The sequence below is a fragment of the Streptacidiphilus albus JL83 genome (genome assembly GCF_000744705.1).
GTDB classification, from domain to species: Bacteria; Actinomycetota; Actinomycetes; order Streptomycetales; family Streptomycetaceae; genus Streptacidiphilus; species Streptacidiphilus albus.
Window position 1 is genome coordinate 5,472,031 of record NZ_JQML01000001.1, and the last position, 20,717, is coordinate 5,492,747.

Here is a 20,717-nt window from a genome sequence, read left to right on the forward strand (position 1 = left end):
GCGCCCCGGACCGGAGCGGTCGGTCAGGCCCCGGTCCGGAACCGGTGCAGCCCGGAGGGCGTCACTGCGGCGTCCACCGCACGGTCGTGCGGCTCGGCGGGGACGTCCGCCAGCAGCTCCGTGTCGTAGAGCAGCGTCGCCAGCCGGGCCGTCGACCCGGCGCGGTCCAGCCGGGCCAGCACCCGGTCGTAGCTGCCGCCGCCCCGGCCCAGCCGGATCCCCCGCCGGTCCACCGCCAGCCCCGGCAGCAGCACCAGCCCGGCCGTGCCGACCGCCTCCGGGCCCAGCCGCGGACCGCCGGGCTCCAACAGTCCGCGCCCGGCCCTGAGCAGGCTGTCCGCACCCTCGTAGACGCCCCAGTCGAGATCGTTGTCGGGCAGCAGCACCGGCAGCAGCACCCGCACGCCCCGCGCGCGGAGCGTGTCCAGCAGCGTGCGGGTGCCCGGCTCCGCGCCCACCGACACGTATCCGGCCACCACCGGTGCCGGCCCGGTCCCCGGCGCCACCGGGGGCAGCAGCTCCAGGGCGTGCCCGGCCAGCGCCAGCGCGGCCTGCTGCCGCTGCCCGGGTGACAGTGCGGCGCGTGCCGCGAGCAGCCGTGACCGCAGGGCGGTCTTGTCGTTCACCATCGGATGGGCGGCCTTTCGTGCCGGTGGACCGTCGGCCGTCCGCAGGGAGGGCGGACCGGGCGACCGGTGGTGGTCAGGGGAGAAGCAGACATGATGACCCAGCTCTACGACATCCTCGCTGCCCTCTGCCTGCCGGCGCTGCTGGCCGCCGCGCTGCTGCTGCGCGCACTGGGACGCGGGCGCCGCCGTGCCGCCGAGACGGAGACCCGGCTCCGGCAGGAGGTGGACCGGCTGCGGGCGGCCCGGTCCGAGCTTGAACGGACCTCCTGGACCGACCCGCTCACCGGCGTGTGGAACTACCGCTACCTGCAGACCGCCCTGGACCGCGAGGTCGCCCGCTGCGCCCGGCACCCGCACCGGCCCGGGGCCGGCACCGGCGCGGGCGGGCGCTTCGCGCTGCTGCTGCTGGAGGTCGACGGCTTCGACGCCATCCGCCGCGAGCACGGCCGACGGCGCGGCGGCGCGGCGCTGCGGGACCTGGCCCAGCGCCTGGCACTGGAGTTCCGGGAGGCGGACGTCTTCGGCCGCTACGGCGGCGAGGAGTTCCTGGTGCTGCTGCCGGACACGGACCGGGACGGCGCCGAGCACGCGGCCGAGCGGCTGCGCTGGACGGTCCGCCGGCACCCGCTGCCGCTGCCGGCCGGACCGGTCGCCGCGGGCAACGGCCTGACGGCCCACGTCGGCATCGCCTCGCTGCCGCAGGACGGCGTCCATGCCGCGCTGCTGCTGCGCGCTGCCGACCGCTCCCTCGCCGAGGCCAAGGAGCAGCGGGCCGGGGAGCGGGGAATGGAAACGGCGTACACGGATAATAGCGACAGAACGGTAGGGGCTGCCGCATATGTGGATCACAGCTCCCTGAGGACGGGCCATGAGCATCCGCAGAACTTTCGGGGCACGGTCTGACCTCGCCTTTGTGGCAAGTACAGTCGTCACCATGACGAATGCACGTTCGCGCCAGATCACCAAGGCCGTGATCCCTGCCGCCGGGCTCGGAACCCGCTTCCTTCCTGCGACCAAGGCAACTCCGAAGGAAATGCTTCCGGTTGTGGACAAGCCGGCGATTCAGTATGTCGTCGAGGAGGCCGCCTCGGCCGGTCTGACCGACGTGCTCATGATCACCGGTCGCAATAAGCGTCCGCTGGAGGACCACTTCGACCGCGCCTACGAGTTGGAGGAGCTGCTCATCCGCAAGGGTGACCAGGCCAAGCTCGACCGGGTGCGCGAGTCCAGCGACCTGGCCACCATGCACTACGTCCGCCAGGGCGACCCCAAGGGCCTGGGCCACGCCGTGCTCTGCGCCGAGCCGCACGTCGCCGACCAGCCCTTCGCCGTCCTGCTCGGCGACGACCTGATCGACCCGCGCGACCCGCTGCTGGCCAAGATGATCGAGGTCCAGCAGGAGCTCGGCGGCAGCGTCGTGGCGCTGATCGAGGTGGACCCCTCGCAGGCGCACCTGTACGGCTGCGCGGCCGTCAAGCCCGCCGAGTGGCACGGCACCCTCGGGGGCGACGACGAGATCGTCCGGATCACCGACCTGGTGGAGAAGCCGGCCCCGGGCGAGGCCCCCAGCAGCTACGCGGTCATCGGCCGCTACGTGCTGGACCCCTCGGTGTTCGAGGTGCTCCACGAGACCGAGCCCGGACTGCACGGCGAGATCCAGCTCACCGACGCCCTGCGGGTGCTCGCCCAGCGGACCCCGGGACGCGGCGGACCGGTCCACGGCGTGCTCTTCAAGGGCCGCCGCTACGACACGGGTGACCGGGGCGACTACCTGCGCGCGATTGTCCGGCTGGCGTGCGAGCGTGGGGATCTCGGCCCGGAGTTCCGGTCCTGGCTGAAGGAGTTCGTCGGCAGCGGCGAGATCGACGGCGACCAGGCCCTGGTGGCCGCGGTCGACGCCGTCTAGGGACGACACCGTCTAGGACGACACCGCACGGGTGCGCAGGCACCGGGCCGACCAGGGCAGGACGGGCGACATGGAGGGGGACGCAGTGGCCGACCAGGAACACACGGGCCAGGGACACGCCGGTCAGGGGCACGCCGGTCGGGGCGGAGCGCCCGGGGCCGACCCCTGCTCCACCGACCGGGGACCGGAGCGCAGTTGGTCCGTGGAGGAGCACCTGGAGTCGATCCTCGGCGCGGTCGGGCCGCTGCCCCCGCTGGAGCTGCAACTCCTGGAGGCCCAGGGCTGCCTGACGGTCGAGTCGATCGACTCGCCGGGGGCTCACCCGGCGTTCGACAACAGCGCGATGGACGGCTACGCGGTGCGGGTCGCCGACCTGGTCGGCGCCACCGAGGAGTACCCCTCGGTGCTCACCGTGGTCGGTGACATCGCGGCCGGCGCCTCGACGCTGCCCGTCGTCGGCCCCGGTCAGTGCGCGCGGATCATGACCGGCGCGCCGCTGCCCCCCGGCGCGGAGGCCGTGGTCCCGGTCGAGTGGACCGACGGCGGCAGCGGCGGCCGCGAGGCCGCAGTGACCATGGCCCCCAGCAGCAGCTCCCCCGAGGGCGCCTCGGGCGAGGTGCGGGTGTTCCAACCGGCCGAGGCCGGTGAGTTCGTCCGCCGGATGGGCGACGACATCGAGGCGGGGCAGAACGTGCTGCCGGCCGGGAGCCGGCTCGGCCCGGCGCAGATCGGTCTGCTCGCGGCCATCGGCCTGGAGAGCGTGGCGGTCCGGCCCCGGCCGCGGGTGGTGGTGCTGTCGACCGGCAGCGAGCTGGTCCAGCCGGGTGCGAAGCCGGGTCCCGGGCAGATCTCCGACTCCAACAGCTTCGCGCTGACCGCTGCCGCGCGGGAGGCCGGGGCCATCGCCTACCGGGTCGGCGGCGTGCCCGACGACGCCGAGCGGCTGCGCGAGGTGATCGAGGACCAGCTGATCCGCGCCGACATCATCGTCACCAGCGGCGGCGTCAGCGTCGGCGCCTACGACGTGGTCAAGGAGGCGCTGGCCCCGCAGGACGGTTCGGCGCCGCTGGGGGAGATCTCCTTCCGCAAGCTGCGGATGCAGCCGGGCAAGCCGCAGGGGTTCGGGCTGCTCGACGGGCGGGTGCCGCTGTTCGCGCTGCCCGGCAACCCGGTCAGCGCCTACCTGTCCTTCGAGTTGTTCGTCCGCCCCGCCATCCGTTCGATGATGGGCGTGGAACCGGTCCACCGGACGGTGGTGCGGGCCAGGTTGACCCAGGCGCTGACCTCCCCGGCCGGACGCCGGCAGTTCGCCCGCGCCCGCTACCTGGCAGGTCATACCGGTGAGGCCGGCAGCGTCAGCCCGGTCGGCGGCGCCGGATCGCACCTGGTCGGACCGCTCGCCCAGGCCAACGCGCTGGTCGTGGTGCCCGAGGACGACACCGCCCTGCCGGAGGGCACGCTGGTCGACGTCATGCTGCTGGACCGGCTCCCGGAGGACGGGACGATCTGACGCGCCGCCCGGGCAGCGATAACCTGTGCCCGCACCGGCACCGGCCACAGGAGACGACACGTTGAGTACCGCAGAGGGTGACCGGCTCACCCACGTCGACGCGACGGGGGCGGCCAGGATGGTCGACGTCTCCGAGAAGGCGACCACCGTCCGCACGGCCCGGGCCAGCGGACGGGTCCTGGTCTCAGCGCGCGTGGTGGAACTGCTGCGGGGGGAGGGCGTGCCCAAGGGCGACGCCCTCTCGGTCGCCCGCATCGCCGGGATCATGGGCGCCAAGCGGACGCCCGACCTGATCCCGCTCTGTCACCCGATCGGCATCTCCGGGGTGACCGTCGACCTGGTGGTCGGCGACGAGGCGGTGGAGATCAGCGCGACCGTCCGCACCGCCGACCGCACCGGGGTCGAGATGGAGGCGCTGACCGCCGTCGCCGTGGCCGGGCTCACCGTCATCGACATGGTCAAGGCGGTCGACAAGGGCGCGCGGATCGACGCCGTCCAGGTCGAGTCCAAGACCGGTGGCAAGAGCGGCGACTGGCTGCGCGGGGACCAGGCGTGACCGCCGCCGGGCAGCGCCGGGGGTTCGTGCTCACCGTCTCCAACCGCGCCTCCGCCGGGGTCTACGCCGACCGCGGCGGACCACTGCTGGCCGAGGGCCTGCGGGCGCTGGGCTTCGACGTCGACGGACCGGTGGTCGTCCCGGACGGGGAACCGGTCGCGGAGGCGCTGCACGCCGCCGTCGCCGAGGGCTACGACGTGGTGCTGACCACCGGGGGGACCGGGCTCACCCCGATGGACCTCACGCCGGAGATGACCGCCCGGGTGATCGACCGGCCGGCGCCCGGCATCGCCGAGGCGATCCGGGCCGAGGGCCGGGCGGGCGGGGTGCCCACCGCCGCGCTCTCCCGAGGGCTGTCCGGCCTGGCCGGGCGCACCCTGATCGTCAATCTGCCCGGCTCCACCGGTGGCGTCAGGGACGGCCTGGCCGTGCTCGCCCCGTTGCTGGGCCACGCCGTCGACCAGGTCCACGGTGGCGACCACGCTCGCCCCGGGCCGGGTGCCGAACCGTCAGGAGGAGCGCACTGAACGCCTTCTGGCCGGTCGCGCTGAGTGAGGGGCAGGTCGGCCTCCGTCCGATCAGGGTCCGCGACCGGGGCGAGTGGCAGCAGGTCAGCGCCCGCAACCGGGACTGGTTGCGGCGCTGGGAGGCCACCGTGCCCCCGGCCGCGCCGGGCCGTCCGTCCGGTCCGCGTCCGACCTACCGGCAGATGGTCCGCTTCCTGCGGTCGGAGGCGCGCGGCGGACGGATGCTGCCCTTCGTCGTCACCTACAACGGCCAACTGGTGGGCCAGCTCACCGTCGGCGGCATCACCTGGGGGTCGATGTGCTCGGCCAACATCGGCTACTGGGTGGACGAAGCGGTGGCCGGGCGCGGCATCATCCCGACCGCGATGGCGCTGGCGGTCGACCACTGCTTCCGTGAACTGGGGCTGCACCGGATCGAGGTGTGCATCCGTCCGGAGAACGGTCCGAGCCGCCGGGTCGTCGAGAAGCTCGGCTTCCGCGAGGAGGGCCTGCGTCCCCGGTACCTCCACATCGACGGGGGCTGGCGGGACCATCTGGTCTATGCGCTGACGGTGGACGAGGTGCCGGAGGGAATGCTGGGCCGCTGGCGCGGCATCAGGCAGCATCTGGGGCAGTGAATTCACAAAGTTGTTCGAATAGGTCGGGAAGCTGTCGTTCAAAGCGACAAAAATAGGGTGAGATGAGCATGATCGTGCGACACACCGGCCGGAATTGCCGCGAGGCGTTCCCTGACGCCCGTACGGTGTGAAGCGTGAGCAGTAGTGGCCTCATCTACGCGGTCATCGTGGGGGCCTGGGCTGCCTACCTGGTGCCGATGTGGCTCCGCAGGCAGGACGAGCTCAACGAGGCCCGCCCCACGGAGCGATTCAGCACGGCCATCCGGCTGTTGTCCGGGAGGGCCGCGCTGGAGCGGCGTGCCTCGCGCAGCCTGGAGGGCGAGCAGCCGTCCGAGGCCGGGCCGGCGCCGGAGCCGGGGTCCGATTCGGGGTCCGATTCGGGGCCGGACTTCGCCCCCTGGGCCGGTACCGGTCCTGGAACCGAGCCCGAGGCCGGGCTCGAACCCGAACCCGCGCCTGCTCCCGCACCGGTTCCGTTCGCGGTTCCGGGCCACCCGGTCGGCCCGGTCGGCCCCTCGGCGGACTCCCGGCGACGCGCGGCCCTGCTGGCGCGCCGCCGACGCATGGTCATCCTGCTGTTCGCGGTCTTCACGCTGGGCATGATCGCCGCCGCCGTCGGCGGGGTCTCGCTGCTCTGGCTCCCGGCCGTCCCGGCCGTCCTCTTCTCGCTCTACATCTCCCATCTGCGCCGCCAGGAGCGCCGCCGGTTCGAGGTGAAGCTCGACCGCCGCCGCGCCGCCGAGGCCGCCCAGCGGGTCCGCGAGCGGGAGCGGCAGCGCCGTCAGGCCGCCGTCGACCAGGAGACGCAGCCGGTCGCGCCCCGCCCTGCCGACCTGGCCTACCCGGCGGCCCGTACCGCGGCCGGGGCCGGGGCGCTGATCGAGGCGGCGGACACCGAGGAGTGGTCGGAGAGCCCGCACGGCCGCTCGCCCGAACCCGGTGCCGGCTCCTGGGACCCGGTCCCGGTTCCGCTGCCGACCTATGTCACCGCCCCGGTGGCCCCGCGCCGCACCAGCGGCCTGGACCTGGGCGGCTCCGACACCTGGAGCGCCGGCCGGGCCGTGGTCCCGCCGCCGCACGCTGCTCCGCGACCCCCGTCCACCCAGCTCTTCGACCAGTACGCCGAGGACGGGGACCGCCCGCGCGCGGTGAACGAGTAGCAGGCCCTGGACCTGCGGAGAATGCGTGCACGACCACCCCCGCGAACCTGATAGAGTTTCTTCTCGTTGGGGCTGTGGCGCAGTCCGGTAGCGCACCTCGTTCGCATCGAGGGGGTCAGGGGTTCGAATCCCCTCAGCTCCACCAACGAAGACCCTGTCTGACCAGCGGAAACGCCGGTCAGACAGGGTCTTTTCGTGCTTCAAGTGGGCACGGAGTGGGCATCGCTCCCCCTTTACGGTCTTAGACATGGCGTACATCGAAGACCGAGAGCACAAAGACGGGACCTGGTCCTACGTCGTCCGCTGGCGTGCCGGGGGTGCCCGGGCCGGCAAGCGAGCGTCGGGGGCGGACACCTCTCCCCGCCCCCGGCTACCCTCCGAGGAGACCCCCGTGCCCCTGCGGACTGGAGTCACGGACGAAGCCATCCCGGTAGTGCTTGAAGGGCTTGCTCACGTGACGGGTTGAGCCCGCTGTACTTCCAGCCCGACGACGCCGTGGTCCGCCAGGTACACGAGGGGCTCCAGGTTCTCGCGGCAGTACGCAAGGGGGAAGTCGGACCGGTTCGCGCCCGTGGCGCCGGCCCGCAGGGCCTTTCCGCCAATGCCCTGTCGATCATCAACGACCTCGTGGCAGAGAAGCAGCGAGACCCAAGCAGCGAGGAGTGGGCTGGGGACAGGGCGGGACATCCCTGATGCCCCTTCGACACCACCCCAGCCAGGCCTTCTTCGCGCCAATGGCGATGGCGTCCCCTGCTCTGGTGTAGTTGATCACGGCTAGGGAGTGCGCGAGGGGCGTGAGAGTGTGGCTTACGCCCCCGGTCACCGCACGGGCGTGGCGCCCGACTGTCAGGCCGAGGCGTCATCGCGGGGAGCGCACCGTACGGACCTTCGTCGCAACGTGCCCTTGCGGGCCGCGAATCGATCCGGGAAGCCATCAAGACCCCGATGACGATGCCAAGGCCGCAACAAGCGCACGATGCCTGTCGGTACCGTGCCATCCATGTCTCTAATCCTCAGCTATTCGACAGTCCGTGTCCGAGGAGTCATCGCACAGGCGAAGTTCTGGGCCGCCATCACCGGCGGTCATGTGATGGCGGCGCACGGGGGTGGCTCGGTCGTTCTCCCTGTCGGTGATGTGGAGATCCATCTCCTGGAGGATGCCAGTGCGCGTCCGGAGGACACGGGTCTGGTCTTCTCCCACGGGAGTGATTCGCTGCCGGCCGAGATCAGTCGGCTGACGGGTCTGGGCGCGCGGGTCGTCAAGAAGGTCAACCGGGGTTGGGGGATCGGCGAGGTGGTCCTTGCCGACCCTGAGGGGAACAGCTTCATCGTCAGTTCCTCAGATGCCGAGGTCCGTGCCTTCGAGGAGAGCGACGAGGCCGCCCCGCTCGACCCGTTCTGGGCCGATGCGGAGCAGCCGGAGTTGACCAGTGGCACTGGCACTACGGTCGCCGCGGAGGGCTAGTCGCACCAGGCGGTGTCTGCGCTAGTGCCGGCGGACATCCATACATACGCGCCGAACGGGCCCGGCTTGTAGACCTCGATCGTGGCGGTCAAGTGGCACTCGGTGCGGGCGACCGGGGTGAAGTGCGACTTCCCCCAAGAGGAACTCCTTGCGCAGTTCGGGCGCATTCTCTGACGATCCTGGAGACCAGCGGCCCAGCCGTCTCTGGATTTCTCCGTGTCGCCCACACGCTGACCCACGAGAGAGGTCGGGGACGACGAGGGATGACGTTGGGTGAGCTGACTGTCGCGGTTGACACCTCTGCGTTGCGTCCGCGTGGCTCGCGGAGGGTGACGGTTCCGTCGACGAGCAAGTCGGACGCAGCAGCGGAAAGCGACCAGAGCGCCTTCGCTGTCAGGAGTCCATGCCCGCAGAAACATCACTTCTCGTGCAACCAGGTGAACTCGGGGCGCCCCACGCCGGATATCCGGTGCAGATACGTTTCATCTTTTTGCCCTGAACTAAGGTGATTTCGCATCGAACGTTCAAGCCCGTGCGAGAAGGGAACAGAGTGAACAGTCTCAAGCCTTTGGGCGTGGTCCTGGGGGCTGCGCTGCTAGCTGTCGGCATGAGTGGTGGCCAGGCCTCGGCGGCCTTCGCTGTGGGCCGGGCGAACACGGCGGCCAGAGTGGCGACAGCCAAGTACACGGTCATCGACAACTACACCGGCCACCCCCGCAGCGGTACTGTCAAGGGGATTCCCCCGAACGGCCCCCTGCCGATGCCGGAGTCCTCCCTCAGCTGCGCGGACAAGTACCTGAAGGATGCACTGTTCACGATTTCGTGTACCGGCAAAAGCCGCTTCTACGTCGTGGTCGACTGTGACAACGGCTATCGGTACCCTTTGGAGCTGCGCGGCAGCCTCCGCGTCCGACTGACCTGCCCCACCGGCAGCCGTGCGCTGAGCGGTGGCGCGTACGGGAGCTGATGCCACAACGGCTGGGGCGTTCACCGGAAGCGTGTGCCGGGGGCGCCGAAGATGACCAGGCGTCGGTGGAGCTCACACATCGGGAGCCGGGGCGAGACCGGATCTTCGGGAGCCCACCGCAGTTGCGGGAGCGCTTCTATAGCGTCTTCGTCGCAGTAGCTGCAGAGGCCCAGTTCAGAACTGTCGGGGCGGTCATACTCCGAGGATCGCAGCCCCAGAGGCCTGGTGACAGCCTTTTGCTGGCTGACAGCTGAGGACCGCCGGAACCGGTCCCCGGCACCCACACGAGCGCCCCACAATCACCTGCCGCAAGAGCCGCTACGGTGGCTCCAGAAGGTGTGCCCACGTGTGGGCACACCTTCTCGGACGGAGTCGGATCGAGCGGGATCTGACACGATGGAATGAGGGTCGTTTGTCCGGTTTTTTAGGCAAGCCTGCAGCTCAGAACGGTAACGGTTGTGGGATCGAATCCCCTCAGCTCCACCCAACAACCGATCCCGGTCCAGGCCGGGAACGGTTGCCGAGATCCCGCCCGATCCAAGTGATCGGGCGGGGTCTCGTGGTTTCGGGGGGCGTCAGCAGTCCGTCACCACCAGTACAACGGGTAGGTCTGCTTGGCGAGGCGGTTCCCGGCGATGCCCACCAGGACGAGGGTCACTGTCGCGAGGGCCAGCAGCGCGAGGAACTTCCCGGTGGCTGGGTTGGTGAGCACGACGATGACGGCGGTGCCGGCGGCGGGCGAATGGCTGACGCGCAGCAGCAACATGGCCCCCAGGGCGAGTCCGCCTGCCACCGCAGCGGTCCACGGACCCTGTCCGCCCAGGTGGAGCGTCAGGAAGCCGGTGGCGGCCGCCACCAGTTGACCGCCGATCACATTGCGCGGCTGGCCGAGCGGGGTGGCGCTCGCGCCGGAGATCAGCGCCATGCTTGCGGCCAGGGAGGGGATCAGCACGGTCTCGTGCATCCAGGAGCCCAGGGCGACCAGGAGCACCAGCCCGAGCACACTGGTCGTCGTGGTGATCAGCAGCGGGCGCGGGGGGACGCGGGCCGGGGCCTTGCTGGCCAGCCGCTCCCGACGCAGCTGGGGGGCGGCCCGTTCGAGGGTGGTCGCTGTCGTCCGGGTCATGGGCAGGCCTTCCGATATCGCCGGCAGTGGGGGTATGCGCCCTTCAACTGCTGGGATGTGTGTTCGGTCATGGGCATGCACCTGAAGGAGCGACAGGACGGCGGGCTCAGCTCCGCCGCACGGTGAGGGCGTCGACCAGGGCGCCGTCCTCGGTGAGCGAGCGGACCTCCATCCGGGCCGCTCGGCCGGGCGCCGCCGGGGTGACCTCGACCGCCAGCAGGCAGTAGCCGGTGTACCGGACCCGGGACCAGGCGGTTTCGACGGTCTCCTCCTGGCCGTCCGGTCGGCAGATCACCATCGGCAGCGGCTCGTCGTTCGGGCTCTCGTGGCCGAGGTGGGAGTCGGTCGCGGCGAAGGCGTAGATCTCGTCGCCGCCCCCGCCCGCGACGATGTAGGTGGTGCCGTCGCGCACGGGATCGACGGTGTCCCCGGACGGGGCCGGGCGGGTGGCCAGGCCCGCGCGGATCGGGTCGGTGCGCTCGTAGACGTGGTTGTGCCCGCTGAGGACCAGGTCCACCTGGTACCGGTCGAACAGCGGGGCCCAGTGCTCCTGGGCGCCGAGCTCGGCCCCGTTGCCGGGGCAGGTGGAGTAGGTGCACTGGTGGAGGTAGACGACGACGAAGTCGATGGTCGGGTCCGCCCGGAAGCCGGACAGGCGGCGTTCGAGCCAGCGGTGCTGCCGGCCCTCGGTGTGGTCGAGGTTGGCCGGGGTGTTGTAGCAGACGTCGTTGCCGTCGAGGCAGATCAGGCCGACGTTCTGGTAGCGCCAGGAGTAGATGCCGGTCGACCCGGGCCAGGCGTTGTCCGGCATGGTGAAGCGGGCGCGGACACCCCCGTAGCCGTGCTCCCCGTGCCAGGGCTCCAGCTCGTGGTTGCCGACCGCGGGCATCCACGGGATCCGGGCGGCGATCGACTCGTTCTGGACGAAGAAGATGTCCCAGATGCGGGGGTCGTAGGCGTCGCTGGTCTCCCCGCTGCCGATGCTGTTGGCGTACGACAGGTCGCCCAGATGGAGGTGGAAGGCCGGGTCGAGCGCTGCGGCCAGGTTGGCCGTGGCCACGGCGTTGTGGCCGATGCCCTGGTCGCCGAAGGCGGTGAAGGAGAAGGCGCCGCCGCGCTCCGGGACCGGGGCCGTCCGGAAGGAGGCGAACTCGCCGGGCAGTCGCCCCGCCCCGGCCGGGTCGTGGCCCCGGTGGCCGACCACGTAGTAGTAGGTGGTGTCCGGCAGGAGCTGGTCCAGCACGGTGTGGAGGTAGTACTGCGTGGTGGTCCTCGGGCTGACCGGATCGTCGTCCGCACCCGGTTGCCGCCAGGCCGAACGGCTGACCAGCGGGCGCATCTCGGCAGGGATGCGGGCACCGAACTCGCCCGGCCGGGTGCCGATGCGGACGAAGGGGTCGGCCACCGCGTCCGGGACCTGCCAGGAGACCACCACCTGGCGCGAGGGGTCCGCGCCGTAGCCGAGGTGGCGGCCGAAGGGGCGGAGCAGCGACCTGGCCGGGACGCCGGCCTGGCGGGGGAGGCCGAGGGGACCGACGGGCAGGGTGAGGAGCGGTACGTACGACGGCGGTTCGGACATGCGGTGTAGTTAATTAGCCTTACCAGTCCCTGGTCAAGGGAGCCGGCTCCTGGTCAAGGGAGCTTGAGCAGGGCCTCCAAGCCCTCCCGGGTGACGACGCCGAGCGCGGTGCCGTCGTCGTCGACCACCGGCCAGACCTCGATCCCGCGTGCGCGCATCTCCTCGGCCGCTTCGGCGGCGGACAGGTCCGGTCGGGCGAACGGCCCCCGGGTGTAGGCGATGTCCCGGATCCGGACGTCCTGGCTGAACCAGGCCGGTGAGCGGTACTGCTCCAACTGGGCCAGGGTCACCACGCCCGCGCACAGCCCCTCGTCCGAACGGACGAGCAGCAGGTCGACATGGGCGCCGATGATGACGTCGAGCGCCCGGTCGACCGCGGTGTGGTCGCTGACCTGCAGTTCCGGCAGGGTCATGGCGTCGGCCGCGGTGGGCGGCCGGGCAGGCTGCGCGGGCTCGGCGGGTTCGCCGGTGGTGGCAGCGGTCATGGCGACCTCCCTGGTCGGGTCCGGTGGCGAGGGGCGCTGGGGCCGAGCGCTCCTCGACGGTCTGCTGGGCACCGGGTACGGCTCCATTCTCGGACCGTTCCGGCCACTCCGCCACGGCCGCGCCCCGCCCCGCCCTGTCCCCCGCCCCGCGCCGTCCCCTGCCTGACCCGCCCCGGGGGCGGGTCAGGCAGTACGGAGGTAGGGGGTGGTGGTGCCGAGGGCGGTGAAGCCCAGCCGCTGCAGGATCGGGCGGCTCTGGTCGGAGGCGTCCACCTGGAGGTACCGGTAGCCCCGGGCGGCGGCGATCCGGGCACGATGGGCGATCAGCGCGCGGTAGATGCCGCGCCCGCGCCACTCCGGCACGGTCCCTCCGCCCCAGAGGCCGGCGAAGTCGGTGCCCGGGACGAACTCCAGCCGCGCGGAACTGACCGGCCGGTCGCCGGCCATGGCGACGACCGCGACCACGCTGTCCGGGTCCGCCGCGAGCTGGGAGAGCATCCGTTCGCTGATTCGTGCGCCGTCGCTGCCGAAGGCCTGCCGGTGGACGTCGGCCATCAGCTCCGCCCCCTCCCGGTCGGCGGCATCCGACACCGGGCGCAGGGTGACCCCCTCGGGGAGGTCGCCGGCCTGGGCCGGCCCCTCGACCGGGGCGACCATCAGCGTCTCCGGATCACCGGCCGCGAACCCGGCCGCGAGCAGGCGGTCCGGGAGGTCCGCCGGTTGGTCGTGGGAGTAGAGCTTCCACTCGCAGTCGACCCCGAGCGCGGCGAAGTGTTGGGCCTGGGCGGTGATCGCCGCGTCGGCGGCGGCGCCCGCGAGCGCCTGGTCCCACCAGAGGATGCCGTTCCAGGCGTTGACCGGACCCACCTGGCGCACGACCCCGCCGCTGTGCTCGATGCGGGTCCCGGGGCCGTCCGGCCGGGCGTTCTGTCGGATCTGCTGGTCGAAGAGGGCGCGTACCGCTGTGGAGTCCATAGGGCCGAATCAAACCCCGCCCGGTGTGACCAGGCAATTCGATTTCCGTCCGCCGGATCGCCCGCCGGTTCGCCCCCTGGTGCGCGTCGGCGGGCCGGACGGGGGAGATGACGTCCGGCCCGCCGACGAAGGGGCGAAGGGATCAGCTCGCCAGCATCCGGTGCAGGGTGACGGTCGGAGCCTGGGCGGTCAGGGCGTTCACGCCGGGACCCTTGGGGGCGGTCGCGGCGGCCGCCTGCAGGATCGACTGGACCTGGGCGGCGAGCGCGTCCGCCTGCTGCTGGATGGTGGAAACCGGTGCGGCGGACCTGCCCAGCGCGTCCAGCGAGCGGTGGATGGCGGCCAGTCGGCTCTGCGCGGAGGCGCTGAGGGTGAACGGCTCCGGGGTGGAGACGATGAACTGCCAGGCCCCGGCCAGGGTCTGGCAGCCGGCGCAGTCGTGGTTGGCCGCGTGGCTGACATTCTGCGCGTTGAGGTGGATGTTGGTCCCGGCCATGGTGATGATCTGGAAGGACAGGGCGATCGACCGGCAGGGCGAGGCCGCGGTGCAGTCGTAGGAGTTGGCCCGGGCCGAGTTGCTGGCCGCCGCGGCGTACAGGGCGCCGTCCTGGTGCACCGTGAAGGTGTCCAGGAACTGGGTCGGGCGGCCCGGGTTGGCGAGGGTGCTGATGCTGTTGTCGGCCACGGCGACGCCGTGACTGACGTTGTTGGTGGTGACCGCTTCGGCGGTGGCTGCGGTGGCGACCACGGTGAGACCGGCGGTGGCGAGGATGCCCAGGCGGACGGCCCGGCGTCCGGGGCTGTTGTGCGCCTTCGCTCTGCGGTGCTGGTTGATGAGGTTCACGGTGCTGCTCCCCTGGAAGTGACGGCTGGAGGACATGGGTGACGCGGGTACCGCTGGGTGGAACGGCCGGTCGCCGTCGGCTACTTGGCCGATGCCGCGGTGACCGGCGTGGTGACGGGCGAGCCCTGGTTCGACGGTGCGGTCGACACCGGGGGAGACGAGGTGGGGCCCGAGGGGGACCCGCCGGCGGAACTGGAGGGCTTGGCGGTCGTCGAGGCCGTGGGCGAGGCGCTTCCGGTGGCGGTGGCGGTGGACGTGGCGCTCGGCGACGGGGTGCGCGTCGGCGCGGTGGGCGGGCTGCTCGACCGGGCCGACGGGATGACCCCGGGGAACGCCGGAGCCACGGCGGTCGGGACCGCCGGCGACGGCAGCTGCTGCGGGATGCTGGCTGGCTGGCTGGCCGAGGGCGTCGGCGCGGTCGGGTGCGAGACCGGGGCGGTCGACGGCTCGGTGGTCGGCACACCGGGCTGCAGCACCGGGACGATCGGCGGCTGGGTCGGCAGCGGCTTGGGGGTGATGCCGCCGACCCAGGCGCTGCCCAGGGCGGTGACCGCGCCGATGGCCAGCACGCAGAAGGAGAGCCGCAGCCGCGGACTGCCACTGGTGCTGCGCAGGGCGGCGCGCAGCAGCCGTCCGCCGAGCCGGATCGAGAGGTAGGCCATTCCGGCGAGCGGGCAGATCAGCATGAGGCTGCCGAGTACGCCCACCAGTCCGTCGGCCAGGTGGCCGGCGGCGAAGGCCGAGGCCGTGCCGGAGAGCTGGTCGCTCAGCGAGCGGATGCCGGTGGCCAGGATCCGCGGCAGGTTCCACAGGGCGTAGCCGAGATCGCCCAGCAGCAACGGAACCATCGTCAGCACCCAGACCGTGACGATGATCCGGGCCGAGCGCTTGAGGTCGGCCACCTCGGGCCGGACCGGGCGCCCCGGAATCGCGCTGAGCACGATCGGCTTGATCTTGCCGAAGAGGTCGGGGACGCCGGCGAGGTCGCCGAGGATGTAGTAGCCGTCCAGCCGGACGGCGGGCATCAGCTGCTCCAGGACCTCGAAGTGGCCCAGGTAGACGGCGCTGAGGAAGAACTGCTGACCGGTCAGGAAGTAGCAGGCGCCCATCCCGAGCATGAAGACGACATTGAAGTAGACCCCGCCCAGGTCCGTCCGGATCCGCCCGGCGCGTCCGATCCGGTAGACGTCGGTGACGTCGGTGTACATCGACGGCCAGATCAGGAAGAGCCCGCAGCCGATGCAGCCCGGTTTCGCCCCGCCGTAGCGGCAGGCCGAGGCGTGTCCGAACTCGTGGAAGACCACCGAGGCGACGGTCAGCGCGAAGACGGCCAGCAGCAGGACCGGCTGGTTTAGGACCTCCAGCACCGGGGTCATCGCCCCGTAGAAGCCGAACAGCCAGACGTCCATGGCGATCATGGCGCCCAGCACCAGGATGACCATCAGCGGCCGGTGCAGCCAGGCGAGCGCGCGACCGATGCTGTTGACCTGTCTCTGGTCGAACATCACCTTGTGGCCCTTGAGGGCGAGCAGCAGGTCGGAGCGCGGGGCCTCGACGGCCTCGTCGCCGACCTGGTCGTAGGGGACGGTGACGCCGAGCGGGGTGAGCTTCTGCTCGACCAGGTAGGCGACGTTCTCCTCACTGACCTCGCGTCCGAAGAGGCCGCTGACGCGGTGGGAGATCGCCTCGGTGTCGCTCCTGCCGTCGATGGCGCCCGCGACCAGGTGGAGCAGCCGGGAGAGTTGCACCACCTGGCCGTCCCCCCGCCGGGCGATGTACTTGGGCTCGGTGAACCCCGAGCCCTGGTACTCGCCGTGCAGCTGCAGGCCCGCGCTCAACCGGGGCACCGGGAAGACCGGGGCCGGCGCCGGATCGGGCGCGGTCGCGTGCTGCGTGCGTTGGAGGTGCGACGGGTCCTCTTCGGGACCCGGTCCTTGAGGGCCGATCAGGCCCTGGGTCCCGTGCGGGTCGTACTCGGTGAACTGGGTGTACTGCTGGTAGGAGGTGGCGAAGCCCCCCGGCCCGGGAACGAGCGCCCCCGGGTCCACGCTCACGGTCATCTGTGCTGCCCTTCCCCCCGTTGACACGGCCCCCCTGTTCCCCTGCCACCGAATTCCCCTCCCAGGAGCGGGCCGCCCCCTCCCCAGGCACGGCCCGCTCCTCTGCTGCGAGGGTGTGCGCGGTGCTACTGGGAGATGCTGATGGCCTGGTCCGCCTCGGACTGGGCGGTGGCGCCGACGGAGGCGACGTTGGTGGCGGTCGAGGTGTTGTGGGCCGAGACGTTGGCGACGTGCTTGGTCACGTTGACGGTCTTGGTGAAGCTGAACTTCAGCTTGCTCAGCGCCTCGCGGCCGGGGAGCAGCTCGGCGGACTCGGCGTCGAGCTCGTGGATGTCCATGCTCATGGCAGTGCCTTTCGGTGGTGTGCGGAACAGCGGGTTGTGAGTAGCGCTGCGGTGGTGCGGTGGTGCGGTGGTGCGGTGGTGCGGTACTGCGGCCGACTACTGGTGGATGCTGATGGCCTGGTCCGCCTCGGACTGGGCGGTGGCGCCGATGGAGGCGACGTTGGTGGCGGTCGAGGTGTTGTGGGCCGAGACGTTGGCGACGTGCTTGGTCACGTTGACGGTCTTGGTGAAGCTGAACTTCAGCTTGCTCAGCGCCTCGCGGCCGGGGAGCAGCTCGGCGGACTCGGCGTCGAGCTCGTGCATCTGCAGCATGATCGGTTCCCCCTCGGGGATGGCTCTCGACGGCTCGGACGGTGAAGGGATCCCCCCCGGTCGTCCAATCCGGTCGGACGTTCTGTCCGACGAGATTGGACAGTAGTCGCCCTCCTCGACCGCCCGCAAGCGGTTTGCCGACGACGTTCTGTCACGAGATGGCAACGGAGAGGAATCAGCAGGTGGGACCGGATGCGGCGGTGTCGAAAGCGGTGATCGCCGTAGAATCGAGACTTCGGAGCCCGCCGCCAGGGCGGTGACAGGAGGCGTCAGCCAGGTGTCCAACGCGCTGCAGCAACTGATGAGAGAGCGGTTGGATCGGCAGAGCTGGTCCTACGGCGACGTCGCCCGCCGCGGCGGCATCCCGCGGTCGACCGTGCACCACCTCGCCACCAGCGAACGGCTGGTCAGAATGCCCCAGCCGGGGACGCTGGAGGGGCTGGCCCGAGGGCTGGAGCTCCCGTTGGACGCCATCCGCCGGGCCGCCGCCGAGGCCTGCGGAATCCACCTCTACGCCTCGGGCCCGACCGTGGCCGAGGGCGGGCCGACCGCCGACCCCGAGGTGGACGTGCTCATCGCGAGCCTGCAGAAGCTCTCGATCGACGACCGCCGCCATGTGGCCGCGCTGGTCGAGTCCCTGCTGGACCGCGGCGGCTCGGACGCTCGTCCGAAAGCGTCCGAATAGGAGGCCCGCTCTGGCCGTTCGGGTTCCCGTTCCGTCCCGGAACGACCGGAACGAGCGAATTTACGCGCACGTCCCAACTGCCTCGGAACCGGACGGCTAGCGTCGTCCTCCTCAAGTGCATGGGGGCGGGTGAGCCGCACGACGCCCCGGAGGACCAGGGGGTCACGTGCTGGTCGTACAGGGAAGCCCCACCACCGCAGTCGTCCGGGGCAGCAGCGGCGAGTCCGTCGTCCTGCTGTCCGGGGAGCTCCCCGCGGAGCTGACCGACGCCAACCTCGCCGAGGTCCTCCATCTGGCCGCGGCGGTGCTGGACGGCGAGGAGATGCTGCTCTTCCGCCGCTGCCTGGCCGCGCTCCGCCGGGGCGACCTGGACGGGACCCGCCGGATCGAGATCGACGGAGCCGTCCTCACCGTCCACACCGGCTGAGGTCTGCCGTCAGCTGAGGTCCGCCGTCGGCCGAGGCACCCCCGCCGACCGGGGCGGAGTTCGAGCACAACACTTGTTCGGATCAGCAACAATGAGGGAGCGCTCTTACCGCACTCTCATTCACTCCGGAGAGAATCAGCAACGTGACGTCGACAGTACTGCTGGCCGAGGACGACCGGGCCATTCGTGATTCCCTGGTACGCCTGCTCACCCTGGAGGGCTACCAGGTGACCGCCGTCGCCGACGGCATCCAGGCGCTGGCGGTGATCCACCGGGAACGTCCTGACGCCATCGTGCTGGACGTGATGATGCCGGGCATCGACGGTCTCGCGGTGTGCAGCGTGCTGCGCGCCGAGAACGACCGCACCCCCATCCTGATGCTCACGGCGCGCGTCGAGACCTCCGACCGGGTCGCCGGGCTGGACGCCGGGGCCGACGACTACATGGTGAAGCCCTTCGAGACGGACGAGCTGCTGGCGCGGCTGCGCGCGCTGCTGCGGCGGGCGACGCCGGTGCCGGTGCCGGCCGACCCGCCGTCGACCCAGTCCGGTGACCCCGCCGACGGCGTCATCGAGGTGGGCGACCTGCGCATCGATCCGACCGCGCGCCGGGTGTGGCGGCAGAACACCGAGATCGCGCTGTCCCGGACCGAGTACGACCTGCTGGAACTGCTCGCCCGGAACGCCGGCATCGTGCTGGACCACAGCACCGTGTACGACCGCATCTGGGGCTACGACTTCGGCCCCGGGTCGAAAAACCTCGCTGTCTACATCGGCTACCTGCGTCGTAAGCTGGAACTTCCCGATGCGCCGGCCCTGATTCACACGGTCCGAGGCGTCGGCTACTCCCTGCGCGAGCCGTAGCAGCCGTGGGGGGCCGATGACAGCAGAGGCTGTGGCCCGTGCAGTGGTCCAGGCCTCGTGACCTTGAGTGGTGGGCCTGAGTGGTGACCGTGAGCTGTGCCGTGAGCGGTGGCCGGTGAATCGTTCCCGCCTGCTCACCCGCGTGTCCGACCGACTCCCGCTGGGGCTGCGGCTGCGGCTGCCCCGGCTCCTCCGCAGGCGTCCGACGGGGGGCTCCGGGTACGCTTCTCGGTGGCCTTCGCCGGAGTGGCCGCACTGGTGGCGATCCTGGTCGGCGGCCTGGGCTACGACGCCGCCGCCAGTCTGATCCGCCGCGACCGGGCGGCGGACTTCTCCCAGTCGCTGACCGCGCTCCGGTCCGCGGTCAAGCAGTCGCCGCTGGACCCCAAGAACTTCCTGCCGTCGAAGCAGAACACCGAGAACCAGATGGAGGACGAGTTCACTCAGTCCGGGGACATCGGCATCCAGATCCTCGGTCCGGGCGGCGACGTGCTCCAGGCGGGCAGTCCCGACCGGCTGCATGTCAGCACCGAGGACAAGGTGCTCACCCGGGAGCACGAGGCGGGGGCCATCCACGACGTCACCGAGCAGGCCGGCCAGGGCCACTACCGGGTGGTCACCGTCTCCCTCGGCGGCGGACGCGGCGCGGTGCAGCTGAGCCAGCTGCTGTCCACCACCGACCAGCTGCTGGGCAGCCTGCTGGTGCGGATCGAGCTGGTCGCCGCCGGTGTGGTGCTGGCGGCCGGCGCCTCCGGCTGGTGGCTGGCCGGACGGATCACCCAGCGGCTGGTGAGCCTCACCGGCGCGGCCGAGCATGTGGCTTCCACCGGTCAGCTGGACGTCGACGTGCCCCGCAGCGGGGTGGACGAGATCGGCCGCCTCGGGCGCGCCTTCGACGACATGCTGGGCCGGCTCGCCCGCTCCAAGGACGACCAGCGGCGCCTGGTCCAGGACGCCGGGCACGAGCTGCGCACCCCGCTGACCTCGCTGCGGACCAACATCGCCGCGCTGCCCAAGCTCGACCTGCTGCCCGAGGAGTCCAGGTACGCGCTGCTCGACGACCTGCAGACGGAGACCCGTGAGCTGACGGTGCTGGTCAACGAGCTGGTCGAGCTGGCGGCCGACCGCCGCGAGGCCGAGGAGCCGACCGAGGTCGACCTGGGCGCCCTGGCCGAGCGGGTCGCCGACCTGGCCCGCCGCCGCAGCGGCCGGGAGATCGTGGTGGCGGCCCGGCCGGCCTTCGTCAGCGGACGCCCGCAGGCGCTGCAGCGCGCGCTGACCAACCTGGTCGAGAACGCCGCCAAGTTCGCGACCGGGGACAGCCAGATCCTGGTCCGGGTCGAGTCCGGCCGGGTCGCCGTGCTGGACCGGGGGCCGGGGATCGACGAGGGCGACCTCGACCGGGTCTTCAACCGCTTCTACCGGGCCACCAGGGCCCGCAGTCTGCCCGGCTCCGGGCTCGGCCTGTCCATCGTCCGGGAGGTTGCCGAGAGCCACGGCGGCCGGGTGTTCGCCCGCAACCGCCCCGGCGGCGGGGCGGAGATCGGCTTCACCCTGCCCACGCTGCCGATGCTCCCGCTCCCGGCCGAGGCGGGCGAGTACGAGACGGGCAGCGGGCTTTCGGGGAAGCTTCCGACGACACGCCGCCCGACAAATCGGACAAGAACCTGATATCTGGCT

22 protein-coding genes and 1 tRNA gene are annotated in these 20,717 nt (G+C 71.5%); 14 read left to right on the plus strand and 9 right to left on the minus strand.

What is annotated here, in order from left to right:
* Window positions 1-23: 23 nt before the first annotated feature.
* A complete protein-coding gene (locus BS75_RS23930; protein WP_034089719.1) occupies window positions 24-629 on the minus strand; it encodes a 5-formyltetrahydrofolate cyclo-ligase in 606 nt (201 codons plus the stop codon).
* 90 nt (window positions 630-719) lie between these two features.
* Here BS75_RS23930 and BS75_RS23935 point away from each other — a divergent pair, with 90 nt between their 5' ends.
* The 10 genes from BS75_RS23935 to BS75_RS44725 all read left to right on the plus strand — a co-directional run bounded on the left by BS75_RS23935 (window position 720) and on the right by BS75_RS44725 (window position 9,337).
* Window positions 720-1,532 (plus strand): GGDEF domain-containing protein, encoded by an 813-nt coding sequence (locus tag BS75_RS23935; protein ID WP_052069653.1) that lies wholly within the window; start codon window positions 720-722, stop codon window positions 1,530-1,532.
* A gap of 31 nt (window positions 1,533-1,563) precedes the next feature.
* On the plus strand, window positions 1,564-2,535 hold the full coding sequence (locus tag BS75_RS23940) for a UTP--glucose-1-phosphate uridylyltransferase (RefSeq protein WP_042439960.1): 972 nt from the start codon (window positions 1,564-1,566) through the stop codon (window positions 2,533-2,535).
* 70 nt (window positions 2,536-2,605) lie between these two features.
* Window positions 2,606-4,045, plus strand: coding sequence for a molybdotransferase-like divisome protein Glp (gene glp / locus BS75_RS23945; protein WP_081982547.1), 1,440 nt, complete (start codon window positions 2,606-2,608; stop codon window positions 4,043-4,045).
* A gap of 118 nt (window positions 4,046-4,163) precedes the next feature.
* Window positions 4,164-4,601, plus strand: coding sequence for a cyclic pyranopterin monophosphate synthase MoaC (gene moaC, locus BS75_RS23950; protein WP_174515082.1), 438 nt, complete (start codon window positions 4,164-4,166; stop codon window positions 4,599-4,601).
* A complete protein-coding gene (locus BS75_RS23955; protein ID WP_034089721.1) occupies window positions 4,598-5,128 on the plus strand; it encodes a MogA/MoaB family molybdenum cofactor biosynthesis protein in 531 nt (176 codons plus the stop codon). The genes moaC and BS75_RS23955 overlap by 4 nt, the downstream gene beginning before the upstream one ends.
* Complete coding sequence (locus BS75_RS23960; protein WP_034093664.1) at window positions 5,125-5,745, plus strand: GNAT family N-acetyltransferase; 621 nt, start codon at window positions 5,125-5,127, stop codon at window positions 5,743-5,745. Before BS75_RS23955 ends, BS75_RS23960 begins: the two co-directional genes overlap by 4 nt.
* Window positions 5,746-5,879: 134 nt before the next feature.
* Window positions 5,880-6,905, plus strand: coding sequence for a divisome protein SepX/GlpR (sepX, locus tag BS75_RS23965; protein WP_034089722.1), 1,026 nt, complete (start codon window positions 5,880-5,882; stop codon window positions 6,903-6,905).
* A 68-nt stretch (window positions 6,906-6,973) separates the two neighbouring features.
* Window positions 6,974-7,050 (plus strand) — tRNA-Ala (locus BS75_RS23970).
* Window positions 7,051-7,881: 831 nt separating this feature from the next.
* Window positions 7,882-8,370: a VOC family protein gene (locus tag BS75_RS44720; protein ID WP_152646152.1), complete on the plus strand. Its 489-nt coding sequence runs from the start codon at window positions 7,882-7,884 to the stop codon at window positions 8,368-8,370.
* A 550-nt stretch (window positions 8,371-8,920) separates the two neighbouring features.
* The gene (locus BS75_RS44725; RefSeq protein ID WP_152646153.1) at window positions 8,921-9,337 is read left to right on the plus strand and encodes a hypothetical protein; all 417 of its coding nucleotides are present in this window, start codon (window positions 8,921-8,923) and stop codon (window positions 9,335-9,337) included.
* Between the two features lie 586 nt (window positions 9,338-9,923).
* Here BS75_RS44725 and BS75_RS23990 read toward each other — a convergent pair.
* The 8 genes from BS75_RS23990 to BS75_RS24025 form a co-directional block, all read right to left on the minus strand.
* The gene (locus BS75_RS23990; RefSeq protein ID WP_034089724.1) at window positions 9,924-10,463 is read right to left on the minus strand and encodes an HPP family protein; all 540 of its coding nucleotides are present in this window, start codon (window positions 10,461-10,463) and stop codon (window positions 9,924-9,926) included.
* A 106-nt stretch (window positions 10,464-10,569) separates the two neighbouring features.
* Entirely contained in the window at window positions 10,570-12,042 is a 1,473-nt protein-coding gene (locus tag BS75_RS23995) for a purple acid phosphatase family protein (protein ID WP_052069656.1), read from the minus strand.
* 53 nt (window positions 12,043-12,095) lie between these two features.
* Window positions 12,096-12,527, minus strand: a complete 432-nt coding sequence (locus tag BS75_RS24000) for a CBS domain-containing protein (protein ID WP_042439961.1) — start codon at window positions 12,525-12,527, stop codon at window positions 12,096-12,098.
* Between the two features lie 183 nt (window positions 12,528-12,710).
* A complete protein-coding gene (locus BS75_RS24005; RefSeq protein WP_034089725.1) occupies window positions 12,711-13,502 on the minus strand; it encodes a GNAT family N-acetyltransferase in 792 nt (263 codons plus the stop codon).
* Window positions 13,503-13,644: 142 nt separating this feature from the next.
* Entirely contained in the window at window positions 13,645-14,346 is a 702-nt protein-coding gene (locus BS75_RS24010; RefSeq protein ID WP_052069657.1) for a hypothetical protein, read from the minus strand.
* Between the two features lie 80 nt (window positions 14,347-14,426).
* Window positions 14,427-16,406, minus strand: a complete 1,980-nt coding sequence (locus BS75_RS24015; RefSeq protein WP_174515081.1) for a zinc metalloprotease — start codon at window positions 16,404-16,406, stop codon at window positions 14,427-14,429.
* 125 nt (window positions 16,407-16,531) lie between these two features.
* Complete coding sequence (locus tag BS75_RS24020) at window positions 16,532-16,750, minus strand: hypothetical protein (RefSeq protein WP_034089726.1); 219 nt, start codon at window positions 16,748-16,750, stop codon at window positions 16,532-16,534.
* A 96-nt stretch (window positions 16,751-16,846) separates the two neighbouring features.
* On the minus strand, window positions 16,847-17,062 hold the full coding sequence (locus BS75_RS24025; protein ID WP_034089727.1) for a hypothetical protein: 216 nt from the start codon (window positions 17,060-17,062) through the stop codon (window positions 16,847-16,849).
* 277 nt (window positions 17,063-17,339) lie between these two features.
* Between BS75_RS24025 and BS75_RS24030 the strand changes: the two genes are divergently transcribed.
* The 4 genes from BS75_RS24030 (at window position 17,340) to BS75_RS24045 (ending at window position 20,708) form a co-directional block, all read left to right on the plus strand.
* Complete coding sequence (locus BS75_RS24030) at window positions 17,340-17,747, plus strand: helix-turn-helix domain-containing protein (protein WP_034089728.1); 408 nt, start codon at window positions 17,340-17,342, stop codon at window positions 17,745-17,747.
* A 166-nt stretch (window positions 17,748-17,913) separates the two neighbouring features.
* On the plus strand, window positions 17,914-18,174 hold the full coding sequence (locus tag BS75_RS24035; protein ID WP_152646154.1) for a hypothetical protein: 261 nt from the start codon (window positions 17,914-17,916) through the stop codon (window positions 18,172-18,174).
* Between the two features lie 143 nt (window positions 18,175-18,317).
* Window positions 18,318-19,037 (plus strand): response regulator transcription factor, encoded by a 720-nt coding sequence (locus tag BS75_RS24040; protein WP_034089729.1) that lies wholly within the window; start codon window positions 18,318-18,320, stop codon window positions 19,035-19,037.
* A 231-nt stretch (window positions 19,038-19,268) separates the two neighbouring features.
* A complete protein-coding gene (locus tag BS75_RS24045) occupies window positions 19,269-20,708 on the plus strand; it encodes a sensor histidine kinase (RefSeq protein WP_063776576.1) in 1,440 nt (479 codons plus the stop codon).
* Window positions 20,709-20,717 lie beyond the last annotated feature (9 nt).